General features: G+C 55.2%; 24 protein-coding genes and 2 tRNA genes. 10 read left to right on the forward strand and 16 right to left on the reverse strand.

Annotated elements, in window-relative coordinates; all coding sequences use genetic code 11:
* Positions 1-6: 6 nt before the first annotated feature.
* The 3 genes from ispE to HMPREF9098_RS00455 all read left to right on the forward strand — a co-directional run bounded on the left by ispE (position 7) and on the right by HMPREF9098_RS00455 (position 1,112).
* A complete protein-coding gene (gene ispE / locus HMPREF9098_RS00445) occupies positions 7-864 on the forward strand; it encodes a 4-(cytidine 5'-diphospho)-2-C-methyl-D-erythritol kinase (protein WP_003780893.1) in 858 nt (285 codons plus the stop codon).
* Between the two features lie 82 nt (positions 865-946).
* Positions 947-1,023 (forward strand) — tRNA-Gln (locus tag HMPREF9098_RS00450).
* 12 nt (positions 1,024-1,035) lie between these two features.
* Positions 1,036-1,112: transfer RNA gene (locus tag HMPREF9098_RS00455), tRNA-Gln, on the forward strand.
* A 169-nt stretch (positions 1,113-1,281) separates the two neighbouring features.
* Here HMPREF9098_RS00455 and ftsH read toward each other — a convergent pair.
* From ftsH to tsaE, 4 genes are all read right to left on the reverse strand, one after another.
* The gene (ftsH, locus tag HMPREF9098_RS00460; RefSeq protein WP_040564119.1) at positions 1,282-3,240 is read right to left on the reverse strand and encodes an ATP-dependent zinc metalloprotease FtsH; all 1,959 of its coding nucleotides are present in this window, start codon (positions 3,238-3,240) and stop codon (positions 1,282-1,284) included.
* 66 nt (positions 3,241-3,306) lie between these two features.
* Positions 3,307-3,927: a 23S rRNA (uridine(2552)-2'-O)-methyltransferase RlmE gene (gene rlmE, locus HMPREF9098_RS00465; RefSeq protein WP_040564120.1), complete on the reverse strand. Its 621-nt coding sequence runs from the start codon at positions 3,925-3,927 to the stop codon at positions 3,307-3,309.
* 49 nt (positions 3,928-3,976) lie between these two features.
* Positions 3,977-5,206 (reverse strand): N-acetylmuramoyl-L-alanine amidase, encoded by a 1,230-nt coding sequence (locus tag HMPREF9098_RS00470; RefSeq protein WP_040564121.1) that lies wholly within the window; start codon positions 5,204-5,206, stop codon positions 3,977-3,979.
* Complete coding sequence (gene tsaE / locus HMPREF9098_RS00475; protein WP_003780900.1) at positions 5,203-5,652, reverse strand: tRNA (adenosine(37)-N6)-threonylcarbamoyltransferase complex ATPase subunit type 1 TsaE; 450 nt, start codon at positions 5,650-5,652, stop codon at positions 5,203-5,205. Before tsaE ends, HMPREF9098_RS00470 begins: the two co-directional genes overlap by 4 nt.
* Positions 5,653-5,845: 193 nt before the next feature.
* On the opposite strand from tsaE, the gene rsmG reads away from it, so the two are divergent.
* The 3 genes from rsmG to HMPREF9098_RS12015 are packed head-to-tail and all read left to right on the forward strand — an operon-like array spanning position 5,846 to position 7,750.
* A complete protein-coding gene (rsmG, locus tag HMPREF9098_RS00480; protein WP_003780902.1) occupies positions 5,846-6,478 on the forward strand; it encodes a 16S rRNA (guanine(527)-N(7))-methyltransferase RsmG in 633 nt (210 codons plus the stop codon).
* A 1-nt stretch (position 6,479) separates the two neighbouring features.
* Positions 6,480-7,262, forward strand: a complete 783-nt coding sequence (locus HMPREF9098_RS00485) for a ParA family protein (protein WP_003780903.1) — start codon at positions 6,480-6,482, stop codon at positions 7,260-7,262.
* Between the two features lie 38 nt (positions 7,263-7,300).
* Positions 7,301-7,750 (forward strand): hypothetical protein, encoded by a 450-nt coding sequence (locus tag HMPREF9098_RS12015; RefSeq protein ID WP_003780904.1) that lies wholly within the window; start codon positions 7,301-7,303, stop codon positions 7,748-7,750.
* Positions 7,751-7,826: 76 nt separating this feature from the next.
* Here the strand turns inward: HMPREF9098_RS12015 and mtnN are convergent, their stop codons facing one another.
* Both mtnN and HMPREF9098_RS00500 read right to left on the reverse strand, forming a co-directional pair.
* The gene (mtnN, locus tag HMPREF9098_RS00495) at positions 7,827-8,546 is read right to left on the reverse strand and encodes a 5'-methylthioadenosine/S-adenosylhomocysteine nucleosidase (RefSeq protein WP_003780905.1); all 720 of its coding nucleotides are present in this window, start codon (positions 8,544-8,546) and stop codon (positions 7,827-7,829) included.
* A complete protein-coding gene (locus HMPREF9098_RS00500; RefSeq protein WP_003780906.1) occupies positions 8,543-9,019 on the reverse strand; it encodes an S-ribosylhomocysteine lyase in 477 nt (158 codons plus the stop codon). The genes mtnN and HMPREF9098_RS00500 overlap by 4 nt, the downstream gene beginning before the upstream one ends.
* Before the next feature lie 199 nt (positions 9,020-9,218).
* On the opposite strand from HMPREF9098_RS00500, the gene HMPREF9098_RS00505 reads away from it, so the two are divergent.
* From HMPREF9098_RS00505 to HMPREF9098_RS00520, 4 genes are all read left to right on the forward strand, one after another.
* Positions 9,219-9,635 (forward strand): hypothetical protein, encoded by a 417-nt coding sequence (locus tag HMPREF9098_RS00505; RefSeq protein WP_040564122.1) that lies wholly within the window; start codon positions 9,219-9,221, stop codon positions 9,633-9,635.
* Between the two features lie 105 nt (positions 9,636-9,740).
* Positions 9,741-11,558, forward strand: coding sequence for a translational GTPase TypA (gene typA, locus HMPREF9098_RS00510; RefSeq protein WP_003780910.1), 1,818 nt, complete (start codon positions 9,741-9,743; stop codon positions 11,556-11,558).
* 93 nt (positions 11,559-11,651) lie between these two features.
* Positions 11,652-13,580 (forward strand): acyltransferase family protein, encoded by a 1,929-nt coding sequence (locus tag HMPREF9098_RS00515; protein WP_003780913.1) that lies wholly within the window; start codon positions 11,652-11,654, stop codon positions 13,578-13,580.
* 54 nt (positions 13,581-13,634) lie between these two features.
* Positions 13,635-14,141: a DUF2726 domain-containing protein gene (locus tag HMPREF9098_RS00520; RefSeq protein WP_003780916.1), complete on the forward strand. Its 507-nt coding sequence runs from the start codon at positions 13,635-13,637 to the stop codon at positions 14,139-14,141.
* 59 nt (positions 14,142-14,200) lie between these two features.
* Here the strand turns inward: HMPREF9098_RS00520 and bioB are convergent, their stop codons facing one another.
* The 10 genes from bioB to HMPREF9098_RS00570 form a co-directional block, all read right to left on the reverse strand.
* A complete protein-coding gene (gene bioB, locus HMPREF9098_RS00525; RefSeq protein ID WP_003780919.1) occupies positions 14,201-15,196 on the reverse strand; it encodes a biotin synthase BioB in 996 nt (331 codons plus the stop codon).
* A gap of 18 nt (positions 15,197-15,214) precedes the next feature.
* Positions 15,215-16,066 carry an EamA family transporter gene (locus HMPREF9098_RS00530; protein WP_003780921.1) on the reverse strand — a complete coding sequence of 284 codons (852 nt, stop codon included), beginning with the start codon at positions 16,064-16,066 and terminating at the stop codon, positions 15,215-15,217.
* A 130-nt stretch (positions 16,067-16,196) separates the two neighbouring features.
* Positions 16,197-16,925, reverse strand: coding sequence for a ribonuclease III (gene rnc / locus HMPREF9098_RS00535; protein WP_003780922.1), 729 nt, complete (start codon positions 16,923-16,925; stop codon positions 16,197-16,199).
* Between the two features lie 83 nt (positions 16,926-17,008).
* Complete coding sequence (locus tag HMPREF9098_RS00540; RefSeq protein ID WP_003780925.1) at positions 17,009-17,347, reverse strand: hypothetical protein; 339 nt, start codon at positions 17,345-17,347, stop codon at positions 17,009-17,011.
* 30 nt (positions 17,348-17,377) lie between these two features.
* Complete coding sequence (gene rluD, locus HMPREF9098_RS00545; RefSeq protein WP_003780928.1) at positions 17,378-18,481, reverse strand: 23S rRNA pseudouridine(1911/1915/1917) synthase RluD; 1,104 nt, start codon at positions 18,479-18,481, stop codon at positions 17,378-17,380.
* Positions 18,482-18,653: 172 nt separating this feature from the next.
* Positions 18,654-19,139 carry a hypothetical protein gene (locus HMPREF9098_RS00550; RefSeq protein ID WP_040564123.1) on the reverse strand — a complete coding sequence of 162 codons (486 nt, stop codon included), beginning with the start codon at positions 19,137-19,139 and terminating at the stop codon, positions 18,654-18,656.
* Between the two features lie 17 nt (positions 19,140-19,156).
* Positions 19,157-20,122, reverse strand: coding sequence for a DUF58 domain-containing protein (locus HMPREF9098_RS00555; protein WP_003780935.1), 966 nt, complete (start codon positions 20,120-20,122; stop codon positions 19,157-19,159).
* Positions 20,109-21,014: an AAA family ATPase gene (locus HMPREF9098_RS00560; protein WP_003780938.1), complete on the reverse strand. Its 906-nt coding sequence runs from the start codon at positions 21,012-21,014 to the stop codon at positions 20,109-20,111. Before HMPREF9098_RS00560 ends, HMPREF9098_RS00555 begins: the two co-directional genes overlap by 14 nt.
* A 262-nt stretch (positions 21,015-21,276) precedes the next feature.
* Positions 21,277-22,917, reverse strand: a complete 1,641-nt coding sequence (locus tag HMPREF9098_RS00565) for a sigma-54-dependent transcriptional regulator (protein ID WP_003780940.1) — start codon at positions 22,915-22,917, stop codon at positions 21,277-21,279.
* Complete coding sequence (locus HMPREF9098_RS00570; protein ID WP_003780942.1) at positions 22,910-24,514, reverse strand: sensor histidine kinase; 1,605 nt, start codon at positions 24,512-24,514, stop codon at positions 22,910-22,912. Before HMPREF9098_RS00570 ends, HMPREF9098_RS00565 begins: the two co-directional genes overlap by 8 nt.
* Between the last annotated feature and the right edge of the window lie 8 nt (positions 24,515-24,522).

The raw sequence follows: 24,522 nt of genomic DNA on the forward strand, positions 1-24,522 counted from the left end.
ACCATTATGCTGCCCGAACATCATCCCCGCTATCCATCGCCCGCCAAGCTCAATCTCGACCTGCGCATTATCGGCAGGCTGCCAAACGGCTATCACGCGCTGGAAAGCATTTTCACGCTGATTGACCTGCAAGACACGCTGTGCATCGTCCCCAGAAGCGACGGGCAAATCGTCCTGCACACGCCCACGCCCAACGTGCCCGACGAACAAAACCTGGTGGTGCGCGCCGCCCAATCACTGCGCGACAACGCCGCGACACCCGGACACGGCGCTGATATCTGGCTGGAAAAACGCATTCCGATGGGCGGCGGTTTGGGCGGCGGCAGCTCCAATGCGGCCACCGTGCTGATGGTGCTGAACGATTTGTGGCAATGCGGCCTCGACACGGCGCAATTATTGGAACTGGCCCTGCCGTTGGGGGCGGATGTGCCCTTTTTCATTTTCGGGCGGACGGCATTTGCGCGCGGCGTGGGGGAGCAGTTGCAACCCATTGATGTGCCGCAACAATATTATGTGCTGGTGCGGCCGGATGTTCATGTGTCCACGCCCGCCGTTTTCGCCCATCCCGATTTGCCGCGCAACAGCATCGGCCATCCGCATCCGACCTACCAAAACCTTCAACCGTTGCGCAACGATATGCAAGCCGTTGTTTTGCAAAACTATCCTGAAGTGCAGGCTGCTTTTGCCGAATTGCAGCAATACGGAACGCCGCGCATGACGGGTTCGGGTTCGTGCCTGTTTTTAACATGCGAACAACCGCAGCAGGCGCAGCACATCCGACAACAGTTGTCCGACCGCTGGCAAAGCTGGTGCGTCCACAGTTTGCTAACGCATCCTTTATTCGGCATGATTTCAAATAGATAAAAAATATTTACAAAATATAATTGACAATGCAGCCTGCGGACTGCATAATACCAGCTTTCCAATCGCTGCAAAGCGATAAAGTTGGGGATTCGCCAAGTTGGTTAAGGCATCGGATTTTGATTCCGACATGCGTAGGTTCGAATCCTACATCCCCAGCCAGAAAACCTTTTTTGGGGATTCGCCAAGTTGGTTAAGGCATCGGATTTTGATTCCGACATGCGTAGGTTCGAATCCTACATCCCCAGCCAAATTAAGCGTATATGTTTTTTTGCATATGCGCTTAATCTTTTATGGCGGCATCATATTGACACCATCATTTCAAAAGCAGCCTGCACCCGAATGGCGATGACCGAAAGTGCAGGCTGCTTTTCGCATTAAAAAACCCTATCCACAGTGAACCACAGATAGGGTTTTCTTTTACACGTTGCCGTGTTGATTGGGCGAATCAGCTGGTGCAGGCTGCTCTGTTACGGGTGCTTCGGCTTCGGGAAGCTGCGTAAATTCAGGTTCTGCACCGCCGTTTTCGGGGCGGATGTTGTGGCTGTAATCTTTTGGCGGGCTCGGTTGCTTGCCGCCCATAATTTCCAGCACTTGGTCGCGGTCGATGGTTTCCCAATCCATCAGCGCTTTGCACATCACTTCCATTTTGTCGCGGTTTTCGCTCAAAATTTTGTAGGCGACGGCATATTGCTCATCCAGAATGCGGCGCACTTCCGCGTCCACTTCCTGCTGCGTTTTCTCGGAAATGTGCTGCGAACGGGTCACGCTGCGCCCCAAGAACACTTCGCCTTCGTTTTCGGCATACACCATCACGCCCATTTTTTCGCTCATGCCGTAACGCGTTACCATTTCGCGGGCAATCTGCGTGGCGCGCTCAAAGTCGTTGGACGCGCCGGTGGAAATGCGTCCGACAAAAATATCTTCCGCAATGCGCCCGCCGAACAGAATCGCCAACTGACTCAACATTTGGTCTTTATACAGCGAAATGCGGTCTCGTTCCGGCAGTTGCCATGTCAGGCCCAGCGCTCGCCCGCGCGGCATAATGGTAACTTTGTGGACGGGGTCGGTGAAGTCCAGGCTTTCGGCAACGATGGCGTGTCCGGATTCGTGGTAGGCGGTGGCGCGTTTTTCTTCATCGGTCATCACCATGCTGCGGCGTTCCGGACCCATGTAAATTTTGTCTTTCGCATCTTCAAAGTCGCTCATATCGACTTTGATTTTGTTGCGGCGACCGGCAAACAAGGCGGCTTCATTGACCAAGTTGGCCAAGTCAGCACCTGAAAAGCCCGGTGTGCCGCGTGCCAAAGAAACCAAATCCACGCTGGAATCCAACGGTACTTTTTTGGCATGCACCTGCAAAATCTGCTCGCGGCCGCGGATATCGGGCAGCGGCACAACCACTTGGCGGTCGAAACGGCCGGGGCGTTGCAGGGCGGGGTCAAGCACGTCAGGACGGTTGGTGGCGGCAATCACAATCACGGTTTGGTTGCTCTCGAAGCCGTCCATTTCCACCAAAAGCTGGTTCAAGGTTTGTTCGCGTTCATCGTTGCCGCCGCCTAAACCGGCACCGCGTTGGCGGCCGACGGCGTCGATTTCGTCAATAAAGATGATGCAGGGTGCATTTCTTTTGGCTTGCTCAAACATATCGCGTACACGGCTTGCACCCACGCCAACAAACATTTCCACAAAATCGGAACCGGAAATGCTGAAGAACGGCACGCCTGCTTCGCCGGCAATGGCTTTGGCCAACAGGGTTTTACCCGTGCCCGGAGAGCCGGCCAGCAAAATACCGCGCGGCACACGGCCGCCCAGCGATTGGTAGCGGCTCGGGTCTCGCAAATATTCAACGATTTCCTGCACTTCTTCTTTGGCTTCGTCACAGCCTGCCACATCGGCAAAGGTCACGGCGTTGGCATCTTTGTCCAGCAGGCGCGCACGGCTTTTACCGAACGAGAACGCACCGCCTTTGCCGCCGCCGGATTGGGCGCGCATAAAGTAAATCCACACGCCGATCAGCAGCAATACGGGCAGCAGGTTGGTCAGCAGGCCGCGCAAGAAGCCGGGTTGTTCTTCGGGTGTGACTTTAATGCGGACTTTGTTTTCTTCCAGTGTCGTAATCAGGCGGTCGTCCAGCGGTGCGTTGGTGGTGAAGGCAGATCTTTCGCTGTCGTTGCGTTCGCCTCTAATCCGATAGCCTGCGGGCGAGCCTTCCAAATTGACATTGTTGATTTCGCCGGATTTAACCTGTTGGATAAACTGGGAATATTCAATTTGCTTGCCATCGGTTTTGCGCTCCTGCATGGCATTGACGCCTGCGCCGATGGCTAAAAATAGCGCGCCCCAGATGATAATGTTTTTGATAATGCTGTTTCCCACAGAAACGGACTCCTGTTTGGTCAAAATTGAAAAGTGGATGGATTGTAAAGCAGCCTGCAAGGCTTGTCAGCGTTTATTTTTGCCCAATAAGTAAATTTCACTGGAGCGATTGCGCGAGGCATCGGGCTTGCGTGTCTGCACGGTTTGAAACAGGCTGCGCATCTCGGCCAGGTATTCTTGGTAGCCTGCGCCTTGGAAGACTTTGATCAAAAACGACCCGCCTGGTTTCAGGTGGTTTCGGGCAAAATCCAGCGCCAGTTCGCATAAATAATAGCTGCGTGCCTGGTCGGTGACGGCATTGCCTGACATATTGGGTGCCATGTCGCAAATTACAAGGTCTAAGGGACGGTTGCCGAGTAAATTTTCAAATTGGCGCAATACTTCGTCTTCGCGGAAGTCGCCTTGGATGAAGTCCACGCCGTCAATGCGCTCCATGGGCAGGATGTCGAGGGCGAACACTTGACCCGACGGGCCGACGAGTTTGGCGGCGACTTGCGACCAGCTGCCGGGTGCGCTGCCCAAATCGGCCAGCAGGGTGCCGGATTTAATCAGTTTGTCTTTTTCGTTGATTTCCAATAATTTGTAGGCGGCGCGGGCGCGGTAGCCGTCTTTTTGGGCGCGTTGGACGTAGGGGTCGTTCACATGTTCGTGCATCCACGCGGGGGAGGATTTGGAGCGTTGTACCATAAATACTGTGTGTGCTTTCAAAAGCAGCCTGCACTTTTGGGGCGCGGCATTAGTTGAGTGTAACGTGCTTCATGTATTGTTCGACGGCCTGGGCGATGCCGGCGGCAATGCTGCGCTGGTAATTGGCGGAGGACAGCAGTTTTTCGTCCTGCGGATTGGAGATGAACCCCATTTCCAGCAGCACGGAGGGGATGTCCAGGGAGCGCAGTACGAGAAAATTGGCGGTGTCCACTTGGCTGCGGTGCAGCTTCACTTTGCCGGAAATGTTGCGCAGGATGAGGTTGCCCAGGCGCGTGGAATCGGCGGTGGTCTGGCTTTGCATCATATCGGACAAAATGGTGTCCACGTCTTTGTTGCCCACGCTGGGGAGGCCGTCCACCAAATCCGCGTCGTTTTCCGATTTGGCCAGCCGGCGGACGCGTTCGCTGTTGGCGTGCCCCCAAATATATACGTCGGCACCGCGTGCGGTGGGTGCACCTTCTGCGGAGTTGGCGTGAATGGAGATGAACAGGTCGGCATTGACTTGGCGCGCTTTTTGGCGGCGGGCCAGCAGGGGGATTTTCACATCGGTGGTGCGCGTCATGTGGACGATGTAGCCCTTGGCTTTCAGTTGGGATTGTGCGGCCAGCGCCACGGCAAAGGCCACGTCTTTCTCCTTCACGCCACCGGGGCCGATGGCGCCGGGGTCAACGCCACCATGCCCCGGGTCGAGCATAATCACGGGTTTGCGCGTGCGGCGGTTGGCCTGGGGTGCAGGCTGCTTTTGCTGGGCGGACGGGGTTTGCTGCTGAATCAATGAGCCGATGGCATCTTCGTGCGGCGGATTGTCGTTTTGCGCGCCGCTTTCCGTGTTGCTGCCGCTGCCCGCCAGTTCGATATAAATACGCTGCTTATTGCCTTGGTCGAGCGGTGTTGCCGTTACCACAACTTTTGCAGGCTGCTTTAAATCGATGACCAAGCGCAGGGTTTTCGCGTTTTGCTGGCCGATGCGGATGTTTTTAATCAGCGGGTGCTGTTTGTCGATTTGCTGCGCTAGGCGTGTCAGCGGCAGGTTTTGGTGGATGCCGTCCAAATCGATGACCAACCGGTGCGGGTTGGCCAGCGTGAAATAGCGGTAGGCGATTTTGTGGTTGGTGTCGATAAAAATGCGTGTGCGGCCGCGCTCGTTCTGTACCTGTGCGGCGGTAACCTGTGCGGCAATGTTGGCGGCATAGGCCAGCGGGCCGAGCAGTGAAGCGGAGAGCCATGCCATCATTCTGCGGCGGGTGAGTTTTTTCATTGTGCCAATACGCTTTCTCCGCGTGCTGTCGCGGTGCGGACGGTGCAGCACCGACCGTTGTCCTTTGCGGTAAAATCCAAATAAATATCGGCAGCGGGCACGTTGCCGCCGCCTTTTTCTGCCCATTCGATCAGGCAAATGCAGCCTGCACCCGTTAAATCGTCCAAACCGGCATCGTGCCATTCTTCGGGTTCGGCGAAGCGGTATAAATCGAAATGGTGGACGGTGCATTGCGGCAAACCGTAGCTTTCGACAATGGCGTAGGTCGGGCTTTTCACCGTGCCCGTATAGCCCAACCCTTTCAGCAGGCCGCGCGCGAACGTGGTTTTGCCCGCGCCCAAAGAGCCGTTCAGGTAAATGACGAGGGGTGCATGCAGGCTGCCTGCTAGCGATGCGCCGAAAGCTAATGTGGCCGCCTCATCCGGCAGCCAAACGGAGTGTTGCATAATCTTATTTTCGGGTGTTTTTGTAAGGTGGAATTATAAAGGATTTATTTTTTGGCTGCAAAAACATCGGAATCGGCAAAACGTTGTGTGCGAAAGGGCGGGGCGGGGCAAAAATAAAATAGTGCAATCATGTGCAGCCTGCTACAATAACCTACATTTCACTTTAAAAATCGCCCGAAACAGGTAAAAATCGATGACTGAATTAAAAGAACAGCTGAAACTCGGCCTGCAAGCCATGCATTTGGATTTGCCCACCGCACAGCAGTTGCTGTTGCTGGAATATGTGGCGCTACTTAAAAAATGGAACCATACCTACAACCTCACCGCCCTGCGCGATGAAAACCAGATGATCAGCCACCACATTTTGGACAGCCTGACCCTGTTGCCGTACATCAAAAACGCGACCAGTATGATGGACGTGGGCTCAGGCGGCGGCATGCCTGGCATTCCTGCGGCCATTTGCCGTCCCGATTTGAACATTACCCTGCTGGATTCGAACACCAAAAAAACATCGTTCCTGCAACAGGCGGTGATTGAACTGGGCTTGCAAAACGTTACCGTCGCCAGTGGCCGCGTGGAGGCGATGCACGATAAGAAAGTGGACGTGGTGACCAGCCGCGCGTTTGCCGAATTGCACGATTTTATTGCACTGACCAAGCACCTGCTGAACGAAAACGGCTATTGGGCGGCCATGAAAGGCGTGTATCCGTATGAAGAACTGGAAAACGTGCCGGCTTCCGTCGAGGTTTACCAAATCGACAAGCTGGAAGTGCCCACGCTCAATGCCGAACGCCACATGGTGCTGATGCGTCCGAAGAAGGCATGATATGAGCGCGAAAATTTTAGCGGTGGCCAACCAAAAAGGCGGTGTGGGCAAAACCACAACGGCGGTGAATCTGGCGGCATCTTTGGCGCATTTCGGCAAACGCGTCCTGCTGGTGGATTTGGATCCGCAGGGCAATGCCACCACCGGCAGCGGCATCGACAAAAGCGATATTCAATACGGCGTATATTCCGTTTTGACCGGTGATGCCGATATTGCCGACGCGCGAATCCGCAGTGAGGCGGGCGGCTATGATGTGCTGGCGGCCAACCGGAATCTGGCCGGCGCGGAAATCGAGCTGGTGCAGGAAATCGCCCGCGAAATGCGGCTGAAAAACGCGCTTTCCGCCGTGCAGGACGATTACGATTTTGTGCTGATTGACTGCCCGCCCACACTCACGTTGCTCACGCTCAACGGTTTGGTGGCGGCAGAAGGCGTGCTGGTGCCGATGGTGTGCGAATATTACGCGCTGGAAGGCATTAGTGATTTGGTGGCGACCGTGCGCAAAATACGGCAGGCCATCAACCCGAAACTCAATATTTTTGGTATCATTAGAACTTTATACAGCAACCAAAACCGTTTGGCGCAAGATGTGAGCGAGCAGTTGCAGCAGCATTTTGCTGATGTGTTGCTGCAAACCACCATTCCGCGCAATGTGCGTTTGGCAGAGGCACCCAGCTACGGGCAGCCTGCACTGGTTTATGATGCCAAAGCCAAAGGCACGCTGGCTTATCTGGCTTTGGCAGAAGAGATTCTGGCACGGACCGTGTCTGAAACCCGCGTGTAGTTTCCTACACATCATTTATTTTAATTGGAGCTTTCATTATGTTGAAAAAATTAGCAATCTTGATCGCAGCTGCTTCATTGGCAACCCCCGCTTTGGCAAGAGACAACTGGTTGGGCCAAGCACAGGAAATCAACAAAATACAAATCGGCAAACGCGACCCTGGCGCACGCCGCATGATGATTAAATCCGGCACTACACCTGCCAACCGCACCGTGTCTTACCCTGTGCGTTTGGAAGCCGGCAAATTCTACGGTTTCATGGCAGACTGTGATTACGAATGCAACGAGGCCAAATTGACCCTGACTCAAAACGGCCAAGAAATCGAGAGCTTCTCCCAAGCTGAAAACAGCTCGCCAATGTTCAGCCTGCGTGCTAACCGCACCGGTGAATACAAACTGAACTACACCATTACCGATTGCGAAAAAGACAGATGCGCTTATTCGGTAGAAGTGTATAAAGGCAACCGCGAATACGACATGAATTTCTAATTTGCCGTATTGCCGAGCGCTATAAAAAAGCAGCCTGCACCTTGTTTTTTGGGGTGCAGGCTGCTTTTTGTCATGTTCACAGCGCCCGAATCATCTGCTGAACCATTTGCGCCGAATGTTTCGCCGCCACTTCCAGAAACTCCTCAAAGCTCACGGAAGCCGAATCTTCCGCGCTGTCGGAAATGGCGCGGATGACCACAAACGGCGTATCCAGCTGGTAACACGTCTGCGCGATGGCGGCGGCTTCCATTTCCACCGCCAGCGGTTGCGGCAGCCGAGCGTGAATCTGTTCAATCGCGGCCTTGCTGTTGATAAACGAATCGCCGCTCACAATCAGCCCGTGCATTACGCGCGCGGCTTGGAAGGTGCAGGCTGCTTTTTCCGCTGCCGCCACCAAGGTTTTATCGCAGGTAAACGCGGCGGGCAGTTGCGGCACTTGACCGTGTTGGTAGCCGAACGCGGTCACATCGACATCGTGGTGCATGATGTGCGTGCCCACCACCACGTCGCCCACCTTCAAACCGCCGCCGATGCCGCCCGCGCTGCCTGTGTTAATCACCATGTCGGGCGCGAAATGCTCTTTCAGCAGCGTGGTGGCGATGGCCGCATTCACTTTGCCGATGCCGCTTTGGCACAAGGCAATGTCTTTGCCGGCAAACTGCCCCGTGTACACAACAAAATTTTTGCCGAAGCGGTGGGTTTTCAAGCCGTTCAGGCTGTCGCGCAGCAGGGCGACTTCTGCTTCCATGGCGCCGATGATGCCGATGCGCTGCCCGTGTTTCGCCGTTGGATTCATGCAAAGATTTCCTCCCATTGGCTGCGGTTGTCCAGCAGGTAGCGGGCGATTTTTTGCGCGCCTTCCAAGCTGTGGCTGGCCGCCCAGCCGCATTGCACCACGTTGCAGGCAGGCACTTCTTCGGCCGCCAGCACGTCTTGCAGCGTCAGTTCAATCAGGCGCAGCGCTTCTTGGTAATTGGCAATATTCAGCAGGGTAACATAAAATCCCGTCTGGCAACCCATGGGGCTGATGTCCACGATTTTGTCGGAATGGTTGCGCGACAGTTCCGCCATCAAGTGTTCCAAAGAGTGCAGGGCGGGCATTTCCATGTGGTCTTGGTTGGGCTGGCACACGCGCAAGTCATATTTGTAAATCGTGTCGCCGTGGTCGCCGTCGGTGATGCACGCCAGGCGGACATAGGGCGCTTTGACTTTGGTGTGGTCCAGATTGAAACTTTCCACGTTCATTTTCTTTTCGGCAGTGATGTTCATGTTTGTGTAACTCCGTCGCTGTATATTCAATTGAAATGCGGATTATAAGTGAAGGCCTGTAAAAATACCACGCGCGCAAAAAGCAGCCTGCACCCGAAGAAGTGCAGGCTGCTTTTTGCCGGTTTGTGCTATAATGCGGCGCATATTTCGACTGCTTATCTGCAAATCATCATCCAAAATAATAGAAAAGGAAAATATCATGGCAACATGGAAAGCCGCTGTTTGTTTGGCCGCTCTGCTTGCTTCTACTACTGTTTATGCCAAACCCTCTTCTCCGGCAGGCCGCAACCGGCCGCAGCAAGCCGCCACCAATGCGGAAACCTATTGCAAAGTGTCAGCGCTGGTGTCGCACGATGCCATTTTGGCCCGTTTGAACGATGAAAAACCCGACGACACCAAAACGCACCTGCGTCAAAAATACGCGCCTGCCGCAGTCAGCGAACAAGCCCGCAGCATGCTGGACAGTGCCATCGATATTGCCATCAGCAAAGCCTGGCGTGTCAATCTTCCTGCGGATGCCAAGGCCGTACTTGACGCAGATACCAAAAAACAAATTGCCGAACGTATTGGCGTGGAAGAGTATAACTTCTGCATGAATGCGCTGACTTCGGAATAACGGCTTTCGCCCAATTCAAGTCGGTTTAAGGCAACACTCCGATCCACCGTGCTATAATGCACGGTTTTTTCCGTTTTAACCTAATTATTAAGGCAACCAAATCTCATGAAAAATATCCGCAACATTGCCATCATCGCCCACGTGGACCACGGCAAAACCACGCTGGTGGACCAACTCCTGCGCCAATCCGGCACTTTCCGCGAAAACCAGCAGGTGGACGAGCGCGTGATGGACAGCAACGACCTTGAAAAAGAACGCGGCATCACCATTCTGGCCAAAAACACCGCCATCGAATACAACGGCTACCACATCAACATCGTGGACACCCCGGGGCACGCCGACTTCGGCGGCGAAGTGGAACGCGTGCTGGGCATGGTGGACTGCGTGGTGCTGTTGGTGGACGCGCAGGAAGGCCCGATGCCGCAAACCCGCTTCGTGACCAAAAAAGCCCTTGCGCTCGGTCTGAAACCCATTGTTGTGATTAACAAAATCGACAAACCTTCTGCCCGTGCCAGCTGGGTGATTGACCAAACCTTCGAACTGTTCGACGCATTGGGCGCGACCAACGAGCAGCTGGATTTCCCGATTGTGTACGCTTCCGGTTTGAGCGGCTTTGCGCGTTTGGAAGAAGACGGCACGGAAACCGATATGCGTGTGCTGTTCGAAACCATTTTGAAACACACGCCGCCGCCTAGCGGTGATGCGGACGCGCCGCTGCAACTGCAAATTTCGCAACTGGACTACGACAACTATACCGGCCGTTTGGGTATCGGCCGAATTTTGAACGGCCATATCAAACCGGGCATGCAGGTGGCCGTGATGAACCACGACCAGCAAATCGCCACCGGCCGCATCAACCAGCTTTTGGGTTTCAAAGGCTTGGAGCGTGTGCCGCAGGACGAAGCTGAAGCGGGCGACATCGTGATTATTTCCGGCATTGACGAAATCGGTATCGGCGTCACCATTTGTGATAAAGACAACCCGATGGGCGTACCGATGTTGAGCGTGGACGAACCGACCCTGACCATGGACTTTATGGTGAACACATCGCCGCTGGCCGGCACCGAAGGCAAATTCGTCACCAGCCGCCAAATCCGCGACCGCCTGCAACGCGAACTGCTCACCAACGTGGCCCTGCGCGTGGAAGATACGGAAGATGCGGACGTGTTCCGCGTGTCCGGCCGCGGCGAGCTGCACCTGACGATTTTGCTGGAAAACATGCGCCGCGAAGGCTATGAACTGGCCGTGGGCAAACCGCGCGTGGTGTACCGCGAAATTAACGGCCAAAAATGCGAGCCGTATGAAAACCTGACCGTGGACGTGCCCGACGAAAACCAAGGTGCAGTGATGGAAGAACTTGGCCGCCGCCGTGGCGAGCTCACCAACATGGAAAGCGACGGCAACGGCCGCACCCGCTTGGAATACCACATTCCCGCGCGCGGCCTCATCGGCTTCCAAGGCGAATTTATGACCATGACGCGCGGCACGGGCTTGATGAGCCACGTGTTCGACGACTACGCCCCCGTGAAACCTGATATGCCCGGCCGCCACAACGGCGTGCTGGTGTCGCAAGAGCAGGGCGAGGCCGTGGCGTATGCGCTGTGGAACTTGGAAGACCGCGGCCGCATGTTCGTGTCGCCGAACGATAAAATTTACGAAGGCATGATTATCGGCATCCACAGCCGCGATAACGATTTGGTGGTGAACCCGCTCAAAGGCAAAAAACTCACCAACGTACGCGCCAGCGGCACCGACGAAGCCGTGCGCCTGACCACGCCGATTAAGCTGACGCTGGAAAGCGCGGTAGAGTTTATCGATGACGACGAGCTGGTGGAAATCACGCCGCAGTCCATCCGTCTGCGCAAACGTTTCCTGACCGAGCACGAACGCCGCCGCCAGTTCTCGCAGGCGAAGAAAGACTGATTGCTGTTTGAACCGAGTGCAGGCTGCTTGAAAGTTAGCGAACCTTTCAAGCAGCCTGCACCCCCATCAATCACGGTTTCACATTAATTCAAAATGAACAACCATACCGTCAAACACCCACTTTCCTACCGACCCGACATTGACGGGCTGCGCGCCGTTGCCGTTATTTCCGTCATCCTGTTTCATATCCATGCCAATTTGCTGCCCGGCGGCTTTCTCGGCGTGGATATTTTTTTCGTCATTTCCGGCTATCTGATTACCGGCATCATCCAACGCGAATTGGCCGAGCAACGCTTCTCGCTGCTGAATTTCTACCAGCGCCGCGCCAAACGCATATTGCCCGCCTTCCTGTTCATGCTCGCCGCCTGTACGGCCGCCTGCGTCTGGCTGCTGACACCCGACGATTTCATCGCCTATCTGCGTTCGCTGCGCTCCTCCCTGCTGTTCGGCGCCAATCTGTTTTTTGCCCAAAGCGGCGGCTATTTCGATATTCAGTCGGCCGAAAAACCACTGCTGCACATCTGGTCGCTGTCGGTGGAAGAACAGTTTTACTTCGTGTTCCCGCTATTGATATGGCTGGTGCACAAATACCGCCCCAAATACACCGTGCATGCCGTCATCGCCATGATGGCCGCCAGCCTGCTTTCCGGCCTGATGGAATACAAAGCCGAAGCCTACTACCTGCCGCAAGTGCGCGCCTACGAATTACTGTTCGGTTCGCTGGCCGCCGTTTTCACCGCAGGCAAATCCGCCAATCCAGCCGTACGAACCGGTTTGCAACATGAAATTGCAGCCTGCACTGCCGCCGTTGCCGCGCTCGCCTGCCTGTGCCTGCCCAAAGAAACTTTACCCGGCGGCGGTTACATCGAACGCATCGTTATTTGCGGTGCCACCGCATGGCTGATGGCTTGCGGCAACAGCAAAATCAGCCGTGTGCTGGCATGGAAACCGTTCGTCGCCGTCGGCCTGATTTCCTATCCTTTGTATCTGTGGCATTGGCCGGTATTGGCACTGCTGCGTTATGTTTATATGGACAACGTGCTGCCCGTATCCGTCGTCATTGTGTCGATGGCGGGCGTGGTATTGGCTTCGTGGATATCGTACCGCTGGGTGGAAAACCCGATACGGCACAGCAAGAAACTGTCGGGCAAGGCATTTGCGGGCGTGATGGCGGTGTATTTTGCGCTGGGGTTGGGGGTGAATGCTGGTCGGATAGTTTATGACAAGCAGATACGTTACGCCCCAGATTATAAAAAACTCTATACCACAACAGGTGCTTGTTTTAATGAAAATAATCCTGACGAATGTATTAAAGGGGATCGTGATAAACCTGTAACCGTACTGACAGTAGGTGATTCACATAATATGCATTTACACAAACTCTATGAGTTGGCTGGTCAAAATGAAGGCTGGGCAGCACATGCCGTGTCGGTAAGCACCTGTCCTTTTGTCTATAACACGGATATAGTACATAAGGTATTGCAACGAAAAGAGCATTTGCGTAACAACTGTTTGGCTATGCGTCGCCATGTGGAAAATAATATATATAAATATCAGGTAGTTGTTTTATCTAACCGGTGGTATGAGCGCATGGAAGAAGAAAATTTTGCCCAAAATTTTGAGAAAACACTTCAATATTTGCTGAATAAAAACAAAACTGTCTATGTTTTGAAAGATAGTCCTTATGCAGTTATGAATATTCCCCGAAAAATGCATCTGCAATCTATCGGTTTCTCTTTGCCACTGAATGAACGGCAAAGAAAGATGCAGCAGGACTCAGAAAATGCCAACCAAGCTATTCTTAACATCGTCCAAAAATATCCACAGGTACATTGGGTGGATCCTATGGATTTAGTTCCGCATGACTTTATTATAAACGGCTTACCCATATTTTTTGACAAAGATCATTTTAATGATTACGGTTCAGAAATGATAGCTCGCCGCTTTATTGCCAATGGCCGCCGCCTGCTGGCAACGCCGCCGGAACGGCAACCCAATCCGCAGGACGCAGGCGGCCGATAGCCGTGTGCGCCGCTTCAAAAGCAGCCTGCACCCTAAAAAGCAGGGCAATACAACATGAAACACAGTACGATTTTTATTTTGCTGACGGTTGCAGGCTGCTTTTTGTGGCTGTGGCTGTTTTGGCGGCACAGGCGCAAAAGGCGCAATCCGTTTGACGGGCGCACCAAGCTGCCGTACCAGCGGCGCCATATCATGACGGCCACCGAAATGCAGGTGTACGACACGCTGCTGGAAGCGCTGGACGATTACATGGTATTCCCGCAGGTGCAGGTGTCGCGGATTATCGAAACGCCGCCGAATGCGGAAAATTTCTATTGGTTCAACTTCATCAGCCGCATGAGTTACGACTTCGTGGTCTGCCGCCTGGATGGCACGCCGATTGCCGCGATTGAAATTGACGATGCCACGCATGAGCAGGCCGACCGCCAAGAAGCCGACAACCGCAAAAATCTGGCCACCGAAGCGGCCAAAATCGCCATTATCCGCTGGGAAGTCGGCGCAACGCCCAGCGTGCGGCAAATTGCACGCATCATCGATAAAATCGACCGTAAAGCGCCGTGATAAGTCAAAAAAGCAGCCTGCACTCTGAAAACCAAAGTGCAGGCTGCTTTTTTTCATGTTCACATGGCCGACAAATCCAGTTTTTCCATCAGCAGGCGGTCGGTATCTTCGGCAGGGTTGCCCGATGTGAGCAGCTTGTCGCCGTAGAAAATCGAATTGGCACCGGCCAGGAAACACATGGCCTGCACCGATTCGGGCATATCGCTGCGCCCCGCGCTTAATCGCACCAAGCTGTGCGGCATGGTAATCCGCGCCACCGCAATCGTGCGGACAAATTCCGTCCAGTCCAAATCTTCCGCGTTTTCCAGCGGCGTGCCTTCGGTACGCACCAGTTGGTTAATCGGCACGCTTTCGGGCTGCGGGTCCAGATTCGCCAAACTGGCAATCAGACCGGCGCGCTCGGCACGCGTTTCGTTCATGCCCACAATGCCGCCGCAGCACACTTTCAGCCCCGCTTGGCGGATTTTGCCCAGCGTGTCCATGCGGTCTTCGTGGCGGCGCGTGTGGATGATGTCGTTGTAGCGTTCGGGGTCGGTGTCCAGATTGTGGTTGTAATAATCCAAACCTGCCTGCTTCAAATCTTCCGCCATGCCGTCTTCCAGCAGGCCGAACGTGCCGCAGGTTTCCAGCCCGAGCGATTTTACCGCGCGCACCATTTCGCTGACCAAGGCGACATCGGTCGGCTTCGGCCCGCGCCATGCCGCGCCCATGCAGAAGCGGCTGGCACCGCGCGATTGGGCAATTTTGGCTTTTTCCACCACTTCCGCCACATCCAGCATTTCCGATTTTTCCACGCCCGTGTGGTAATGCGCCGACTGCGGGCAATATTCGCAATCCTCCGAACAGCCGCCGGTTTTAATCGACAACAGGGTGGACAGTTGGATTTTCTGCGCATCGAAATTCTGACGGTGCACGCTGGCGGCTTGGAACACCAAGTCCAGAAACGGCAGGTTGAACAGTTCTTCCACCTGGCATTTGCGCCAATAGGCGGCGGTGGGGTGCGGCTCGGTATTCGGCATGGCCTGCCGCAGGGCAATCGGGGCTATGTGCGCCATTTGGTTATCCTTTGCAGATTAGAAAAAAGATTGGCCGTAATACAGGCAGGCAATGGCGGCTAAGGCCAACACAATGCCTGCCCAGTTGTAAGGATTCACACGTTCGCGGAAAACGAACGCGCCGGCCAGCGTTCCCAAAACAATCACGCCCATGTTCATGCCGGCAAATACCAGCGTCGGGCTTTCTTTAAAGGCTTGGTGTGCTTTGATGTAAAACAGGATATTGAGGAAATTCAGCACGCCCAGCAGCATGCCAGCCAGCACGTTCCAGCGGTGCCATTGGGTTTTGCGTCGCCACAAATAGGCCAACATCAGCACCGCCGCCAGCGAAAACACCATCAGCAGGCTGCCTGCAAACGCGGTTCCCTGTTTGGATAATTGTTTGAACAAAATATCGATAATGCCGTATCCCAGCCAAACGGCCAGCAGCCACCAAGAGCTGCGCGGCTGCGATTTTTCGGGTTTGTACAACACGCCGCACAAGGCCAGCATGGCCAACACCAAGCCCGCCAAGCGGTGGGGGACGATGGCTTCGCCAAACAGCGTGAAGGCGGCCAGCACGGGCAAAAACAGCGACAAACGCTGGGCGGCATCGGATTTGATGATGCCCGCACTGGCCACGGCCCGGCCCATGGCCACAAACACGCTGGGCAGCAGGATGCCGAGCAGCAGCCACAGGGCGGCAGATGAGAATTGGGCGGATTGCGCGGTGAGTGCGATATCCGGCTGCAAAAACAGCAGCGTCAGGGCAATGGCAACCCAGTAATTGCAGGCCACCATCTGTTCAATACTCAGGCTGCGCGCGCGCGCGAATTTCAACAACAGGCTGACCGATACGCTGGCCAAGACGCTGAATATTAAGAATAACATTGGTTTCTCCGTTTGCAGTGAATGTATAGTCGATTAAAATTGCAATGATACGGCGTTGGCTCGCCTTGACGTACTACCTGTACGCCTTGCGGCTCGCCGCCTTATCTCATTTTTATTTTAATCGACTATATTAGCGGCGTTTTTTATGATTTTTGGACAGGGCGGGCTGGTGTTCTTCCAGCCACAGCAATGCCTGACGGGCACATTCTTGTTCGGCCTCGCGGCGGCTGTGGGCGTGGGCGTAGGTGATTTTGCCCAGCTCGCCCAAATCGCATGATACGTCAAATTGCGCGTGTTCGCCTTCGCCGGTCTGCTTTTCGATGCGGTATTTGGGCAAAGGCAGCCTGCACGCCTGCAAAGCCTCCTGCAAGCGGGTTTTGTTGTCTTTTGCGGGCTGGTGTTGGTCGATATGGGCGATGCGTTGGCTGAACAGCTGCTGGATGATGCGCTCCACCGTGGGCAAATCGGCATCCAGGCGGATGGCGGCAAACAGGGCTTCGAGTGCATCGGCCAAAATGGACGGCCGGTCGTGGCCGCCGCTTTTCAGTTCGCCCACGCCCAGCGTCAATGCCGCGCCCACGCCCAATTCGCGCGCCATTTCCGCCAATGCGGCTTCTTTTACCAAATGCGTGCGCAGGACGGACAAACGGCCTTCGGGCAGGTCGGGGAAGGCGTGGTACAGCATTTGCGCCACCACGAAATTGACAATGCCGTCGCCGACAAATTCCAGCCGTTCGTTGTTGTTTTTGCCCGCGCTGCGGTGGGTGAGCGCTTGTTGCAGCAGTTCGGGTTGGCGGAAAGTATAACCCAAACGCTGTTGCAGCTGCTGCCGCGCGGTGTGTTTTTGCGATTTGTTCATAGCGTGTCCGACAGGGTGCAGGCTGCTTTTTGCGGGGCAGCCTGCACTTTTTGTTGGTTGATATTCAATAGGGGTTCGGCGGCTCAATCCAGCGTGGCGATGAGGTGGCCGCACGTCAGCAACAAGAAAAAGCCGGTATAAAATTCAGCGGCCGCCGTCAGCACGAGCAGGCGGATGCGGCGGTATTCGCCCGGCGGCATGGGCAGCGGTTCGGGTTTGGTTTTGTGCCGCCACAGGAACTGCAGCAGCGTCCAGCCGAAATACGGATGCACGAACATGATGTCCGAATCCTGCGGCCGGCCGGCTTCGCGGTAAAGTTCGGGGACTTGTTTGAGTGCATCCATCATATATTCGAATTGGGCGAAGCTGTAAAGATAGAACACGATGGTGACGGCGAAATAGACAAGAAGGGCGGTCAGCATATCGGATAACCTTCAAAAGCAGCCTGCACATCAGTCTTTCACATACACGACTTGAACGTCGTAATCGTCTTCGTTCCAATCGTCTTCTTCATCGGCAAACGTGTCCGCCCATTCCGCTTCTTTGGACAACGACGAATCCAAGCCGCTTTCCAGCCGCAGCACCGACAGCAGGTGGTACATATCGGCAGGGATGGGGGCTTCAAACGACAGCCATTCGCCCGATTTGGGGTGGATGAAGCTCAAACGGTGGGCGTGCAGGGCTTGGCGTGCCAGCTGCTTCACGGTTTCCTTCACGGCGGGCGAGCAGGCGTGGCGCGGGTTGCCGTACACGGGGTCGCCTGCCAGCGGGTGGCGGGCTTCGCGCATGTGCACGCGGATTTGGTGTGTGCGTCCCGTTTCCAAGCGGCATTCGATATAGCTGTGCGCCTGATAGCGTTCCAGCACGGACACATGGGTCACGGCTTCTTTGCCGCCGAATTTGACCACGGCCATTTTCAGGCGGTTGTGCGGGTCGCGGCCGATGAGCGTTTCGATTTTGCCGTCAAACGGGACGATGCCGTCTGCCACGGCGCGATAAATCCGCTTCACGCTGCGGTTTTGCAGCTGCTGCACCAAGTGGTTTTGCGCGGGCAGTGTTTTGGCCACCACCATCAGGCCGCTGGTGTCTTTGTCCAAGCGGTGTACGATGCCGGCGCGCGGCACTTGGCCCAATTCGGGGCAGTGTGCGAGCAGGCCGTTGAGCAGCGTGCCTGTCCAGTTGCCGGCGGCGGGGTGAACCACCAAACCGGCGGGTTTGTTCAGCACAATCACGCTGTCGTCTTCATACACGATGTCCAAATCCATGGCTTCTGGTTCGAAGGCTTGGTTTTCATCGCTGGGCTGAATCTGCACGCGCAGGAGTTCGCCGCCGATAAGTTTGTGTTTGGGGCTGGCGGTTTGGCCGTTGCATTGCACCAGCCCGTCTTTAATCCACGAGGTGATGCGGCTGCGCGAATAATCGGGCAGCAGTTTGGCCAATGCGGCGTCCAGCCGTGTGCCGGCCAGTTCGTTGGGCACGGTCAGGTCGATGCAGGCTGCCTGTTCGCTTTCGCCTTCTGCCCAGTCGGATTCGGTTGTTTCAAAAGTGGTGTTCATGGTGTGCTTTCTGATTCGGTGTGGGTGCAGGCTGCTTTTCGGGTTATACGCGGTGTCTACGGGCTTTAAAAGCAGCCTGCACGTTATAGTGGATTAAAATTGCAATGATACGGCGTTGGCTCGCCTTGACGTACTACCTGTACGCCTTGCGGCTCGCCGCCTTGTCTCATTTTTATTTTAATCCACTATAAAGCGGGGCGTGTTCCGGCCAATGGATTTCGCCGTCCACGGGGTTTTGGTTCAGCCGTTCGTAGCTGCGACGCACGTCGTCTTCCGGCACGCCGTGCAGGTTGGGAAAAAAATAATGCAGGCGGTACACTTCGGTGCAAAAACCGTGCGCCTGTGCCGTTTCCAGTTGCGCCAGACAGGTTTTGGCTTTTTGGTTGGGGTTGGCGTTAATCACCAGCATATCGCGTTCGGGCTGCCGCCACCCTTGGGCAAAGGCTTCGTGCTGCCGCTGCATGTTGCGGCGGTGGGCTTCGGCAAAACGCTCGAAATCGAAGCGGTACACGCCGTCCGGCCCGGTCAATGCGGCATCGTTGTCGATATGGACGATTTCGGCATGCGGGTAATCGCGTAAGAATTCGGCAATTTTCTGACGGGCAAAGGTGGATTTGCCTGCGCCTTCGTGTCCGCGCAACAGGATGAATTTTTGCATGTGCAGGCTGCTTTCGTTTACATCAGTGCCAGCGCGGTCAGGCATTTTTCGCGCATGCCGTTTTGCGGCGGAATCGTGCTGCCGGGCAGCTCCAGCGTGTAGCGGTGTTGGTGCCGTTCGGCCAGCAGCACGCGGTGGGTCATCAGGCCGGCCAGCGTGTCTTTGGGCGTACCGGGCGGATAGTCTTTGTAGGAAATGGTTTCGTCTTGATGCCGGAGCAGCGGCTCGTCAAACACTTTGTCCATCAGTTCGCCGCGTTTGGCATAGGTTTTCCATGCGACGTGTTGCAGGCTGTTGCCGGCTTGGTGCGGGTTCAGATAGGCAATGTCTTCGCCGTGCATTCCGGCGTGCTGCGCAGGTTCGTCCGATACGGCGGCCAAATCCCCGCCCCAATGGCTGTGCTCCAAAGGCGCGGCAAAGGCAATGTTTTCAGACGGCCAAAGCAGCCTGCACTCGGCGCAGAACAGCCCGAACGGCGCGCTGGTGGACACGGTGATGTGCAAAGGCTGCGGGAAATATCCGCGCTGCGCAATGGGGATTTCCCACACGTTTTGCGCCTGCCATTGGTTTTCCTGCGACAGCGTGACTTCGTGCCACTGCGGTTCGGCGGGTGCAGGCTGCTTTGGCAGGTGCGCGCCTTCGTCGTGCCACCACAAAAGGCGGCTTTGGCGCGTGTGGGCGGAAAAGCGGATATGCGCCTTGGCCGTGCCGCCGGCAAACACTTCGCCCGTGCAGGCAGCCTGCACATTCAGCCCCATCAGCTGCCGCTGCGTGAGCAATGCCGACACGCCGATAAAGCCGATGACCCAAAAACACACGGCATAGGCCACGTTCACTTGATAATTGGCCGCGCCAATCCAAACCGCCGCACTCAACGCCAGCATCACCAAACTCAATTTGGTGGGGCGCAGGCGGATATACCGCCGCGTGACGAGCGTTTCGCCCTGCAAAGGCAGGCAGGCCTCCCATTTACGCTGCGACATGTTCCAAGATTTCCGCTAATAATTGGCGGCTGCCCTGCTGCTGCAACGACTGCACGCGGTGGTTGGTGACGGGCAGCCACACGGCTTTCACGTCTTCCGGCACCACAAAATCGCGCCCGTCCAAAAACGCCCACGCCTTGGCCGCATTCACCACCGCCAAACCCGCGCGCGGGCTCAAACCCACGGTGAACAGGCCGGTGCGCCGCGTTGCCGAAACCAGTCGGTACACATAATCGGCAATCGCTTCCGACACGGTAATTTGCCGCACTTTGGTTTGCCATTGCAACACGGTTTCTGGTGAACCGACGGCTTGGATTTGCCGAATCAGCGCGCGGCGGTCGCCTTTGAAATACAGGTTTTTTTCCGATTCCGCGGCAGGATAGCCCATGCTCAAACGCATCATAAAACGGTCGAGCTGGCTTTCGGGCAGCGGGAAGGTGCCCAGTTGCTCGGACGGGTTTTGCGTGGCCGCCACCAAAAACGGTTTGGGCAGGCGATAGGTTTTGCCGTCCACGGATACCTGTCCTTCCTCCATCGCTTCCAGCAAGGCAGACTGCACTTTGGGTGAGGCGCGGTTGATTTCGTCCGCCAGCACGAAGCTGTGGAACACGGGGCCCGGATGGAATTTGAATGAGCCGTCGCCGGGCACGAACACGTTCACGCCGAGCAAATCGGCCGGCAGCATGTCGTTGGTAAACTGGACGCGCTGGTAACGCAGGCCGAGCACCGCCGCCAAAGATGTGGCCAACGTGGTTTTGCCGACGCCGGGCACGTCTTCCAATAAAACGTGCCCGCCCGCCAGAATGCAGGCGACCAGTTGTTTCAAAATCGGCTCTTTGCCCAGGATGACGGTGTTGAGTTGTTGGAATAAGGGGGATAGGGTGGGGTTCATGGTGTGTTTCGGAAAGGGATTGGCGCGAAAAAAGCAGCCTGCACTTTTCGGGGCGGCGGTTTGCTGCGCCTGAATTGTTTTATCTTATTGATATAGTGGATTAAAATAAAAATGAGACAAGGCGGCGAGCCGCAAGGCGTACAAGTAGTACGTCAAGGCGAGCCAACGCCGTATCATTACGATTTTAATTCACTATAAATCAATCTATTGCTTTAATTTCCAAGGTGCAGGCTGCCTGATGTGCCGCCCGATTCGGTGCGGTTTATTCGATATTCAGGCGTTCCAAACGGTAGCGCATGGAACGGAAGCTGATGCCCAGCATTTTGGCCGCCTGCGTGCGGTTGTTCTGCGTAATCTTCAAGGCGGATTGCAAAATCTGCCTTTCGACATCGTCCAAATAATCCTGAATCTGCGTGTGGCCCATTTGGAAATTCGGCAGGCCGTTCACGACCGAGTGTTGGCTGCCATCGTTTTCCATCGGCTCGGGTTTGTTCAGCGGATCGAGGTTGATTTGCAGGTCGTCCACGTCAATCACGCCGTCGGCCGAAAGTGCCACCGCGCGCTCCAAAATGTTTTCCAGTTCGCGGAAGTTGCCCGGGTAATTGTAGTGCAGCAGGGCTTGGCGCGCTTCTTCGGTCATGGAGATATTGCCGACTTGGTGGCGGTTCAGAATGTGTTGAATCAGCCCCCACAAGTCTTCGTGCATGTCGCGCAGGGACGGCATGTTCAGCGTGACCACGTTCAGGCGGTAGAACAAGTCTTGGCGGAACGCGCCGCTTTCCACCAGTGCGGCAAGGTTTTTGTGGGTGGCGGAAATAATCCGCACGTCCACTTTAACTTCCTGCGCATCGCCGATTCGGCGCACAGCTTTCTCTTGAATCGCCCGCAACAGCTTCACCTGCATGGCCAGCGGCAAATCCGCCACTTCGTCCAAAAACAGCGTGCCGCCGTGTGCGTGTTGGAAGAAGCCCAAGCGGTCTTGGTCTGCGCCGGTGAAGCTGCCTTTTTTGTAACCGAAAAATTCGCTTTCCATCAGGTTTTCGGGAATCGCGCCGCAGTTCACGGCGATAAACGGTGCGTCTTTGCGCGGCGAAAGTTCGTGGATGCTGCGTGCAGCCTGCTCTTTACCCGAACCGCTTTCGCCCGAGATATACACGGGCACATTGGCAGAGGCGAGTTTGCGGATGAGCTGGCGCACCTGTTCGATTTGCGGCGAAGAGCCCAAAAGGCGCGGCAAATCGGGCGCTACGGTTAAGCCGCTGCCGCTGGTTTCGTGTACGATTTCTTCGGTTTTGGCGGCGTTCGATTTGGTTTTGCGGTTGGAGACGGGTTTCACGCCGGGTTCGGGAAGCGCATCGGTATCTTTTTCAGTATTGGCAATGGCTTGCGCTGCTTCGTTCAGGCTTTCCAATGCTGCCTGCCATTCGCTGTCGTCGCTCAATTCGGCCATGTTTTCGGCTGCTGCTGCTTTTTTGGGTGCAGGCTGCTTTTTCTCTGCCGCTGCGGGCGGCGCATCGTTTTCTTCCTGCACCTTAATGGCCGATTTTACCAGCGTGCGCAGTTGCGACAGGGTGATGGGTTTTTGCAGATAATCGAATGCGCCGACTTTCAATGCCTGCACCGCTTGGTCAGCATTGCCGAACGCCGTAATCACGGCAACGGGCGTGTCGGTTTGCTGCTTCACGATGTGCTGCACCACTTCCAGGCCCGAGCCGTCCGGCATACGCATATCGGTCAGCACCAGCGAATAACGGTTTTTGTCCAGTTTTTTCTTGGCTGCTGTAACGCCTTCGGCCGTGTCCACCGATAAGCCCATTTTCATGAGCGTCATTTCCATCAAATCGCGGATGTCGGCCTCGTCGTCCACCACCAAAACTGGGCGGTTCAAGCTGTTTTTACTCATCTGTTTTCCTTTTCATGCTTAATTCGAATGTTTTGGTGTCTGGTTGGTACTGCAAATTGCCATGATTGGCGTGCGCCAGTTCGCGCGAAACATACAGCCCCAAACCCGTGCCGGCTTCATGCGTGGTCTGGAAAGGCTCGAACAGGTGCGGCAGGAGTTCGGGCACCACGCCGCCGCCGTCGTCCGCCACCTGTATCACAATATCTTTGCCCGACACGTAAATGCGCACAATCACGCTGTCGCGGATTTTTTTACTGTGCCGCCAAGCATTGTTGCACAAATTCCATAAAATCTGCTGCAAATGCTGCGGGTCGAAACGGCCGACCAGGTTTTGCGGGTGGATTTCCATGTGCAGGCAGCCTGCACTTTGCGGATGGCTTAATTGGAACTCCTGTTGGAAATTTTGCCAGAAGGTTTTCAGTTCGATGTCCTGTATATCGGCCTTATTGCGTTTGTTCAGCGCAGAAATGTCTTCGATCATCTTATCGATGCGCGAAATGTTTTTTTCCACCATATTGGTCAGCTTGGTGATTTGCGGTTGTTGGTATTCGTCGCTTTCGCGCAGCAAATCGCTGGCATGGCGGATGGTGGACAGCGGATTGCGGATTTCGTGCGCCAAATTGGATGTGAGCACGCCCAGTGCCGCCAGTTTCAGTGTTTGTGCTTCGCGTTCCCGTTCGGCTTGATCACGGATAAACAGCATGAGCAGTTCGGTTTCTTCCTGCACCAGCGGAATGGCGCGGACATATACCTGCGTTCCATGCACCGTAATATTATGGCGGCAGGAGGCCGTTGGGCGCAGCGACCATGTATCCACCACGCTTTGTAAATCCTCTACAGGTTCGTTGAGCTTGAGTTCGGGAATGATTTCCTGCGCTTGCTGGTTAAACAGCCAGGCTTTGCATTGCCGGTCCAATACGATCACGCCCTCCTGCACACGGTTGAGCACAATATCGTTCAGGCCGCTGATTCGGTCGAATGCGGTTTTCTGTTTTTTGAGCCTCTGGTTGACGTGTGCCAGATATTCTGCGGAAAACGAAGTAAGCAGCGGCACCAGATAACACACGGCGATGGAGAAAAGCTGGCTGGTAATGAGCGTGAAATTTTTATGGATGCCTTCCGTTGACCATAAATCCATGGCGAAAGCGGCATCAATGACAATCAGCAAGGAGGCATAGCTGCCGTAAATCAGCGGAAAGCGGCCGTAGCTCAGCAGGCAGGAAGTGGCCAGAAAAGGCAGCATCAAAATGCCGAAGCCCGAACGCATGCCGCCGGTCAGGAACATGAGCACGGCAATCATCGTAATATCGACCACCGCACTGATGTTGGGCAGTGTGTTTTTTTTCTGCAACGCCCAATTCGGGTAAAACAGGCTGACCAGAATAATCATGCTGTACATGCCGCACCATACAAACAGCCAGCTTTGGTTTTGAATCAGCGGCGCGAAGGAAAGGTGGGTGATGGGAACGCGCAGGCTGTTGATGGCAATCAAAAATATCAGGAACGAGAACAGGATGGTTACCCGTGCGATATTGATGAGCTTCAGCAGGTATTGTGTCTGCATGTCCCAGTCTAATAATTTTTCGGCTTTCGACATGGCGGATT

Source organism: Kingella denitrificans ATCC 33394 (assembly GCF_000190695.1).
Lineage (GTDB): Bacteria > Pseudomonadota > Gammaproteobacteria > Burkholderiales > Neisseriaceae > Kingella_A > Kingella_A denitrificans.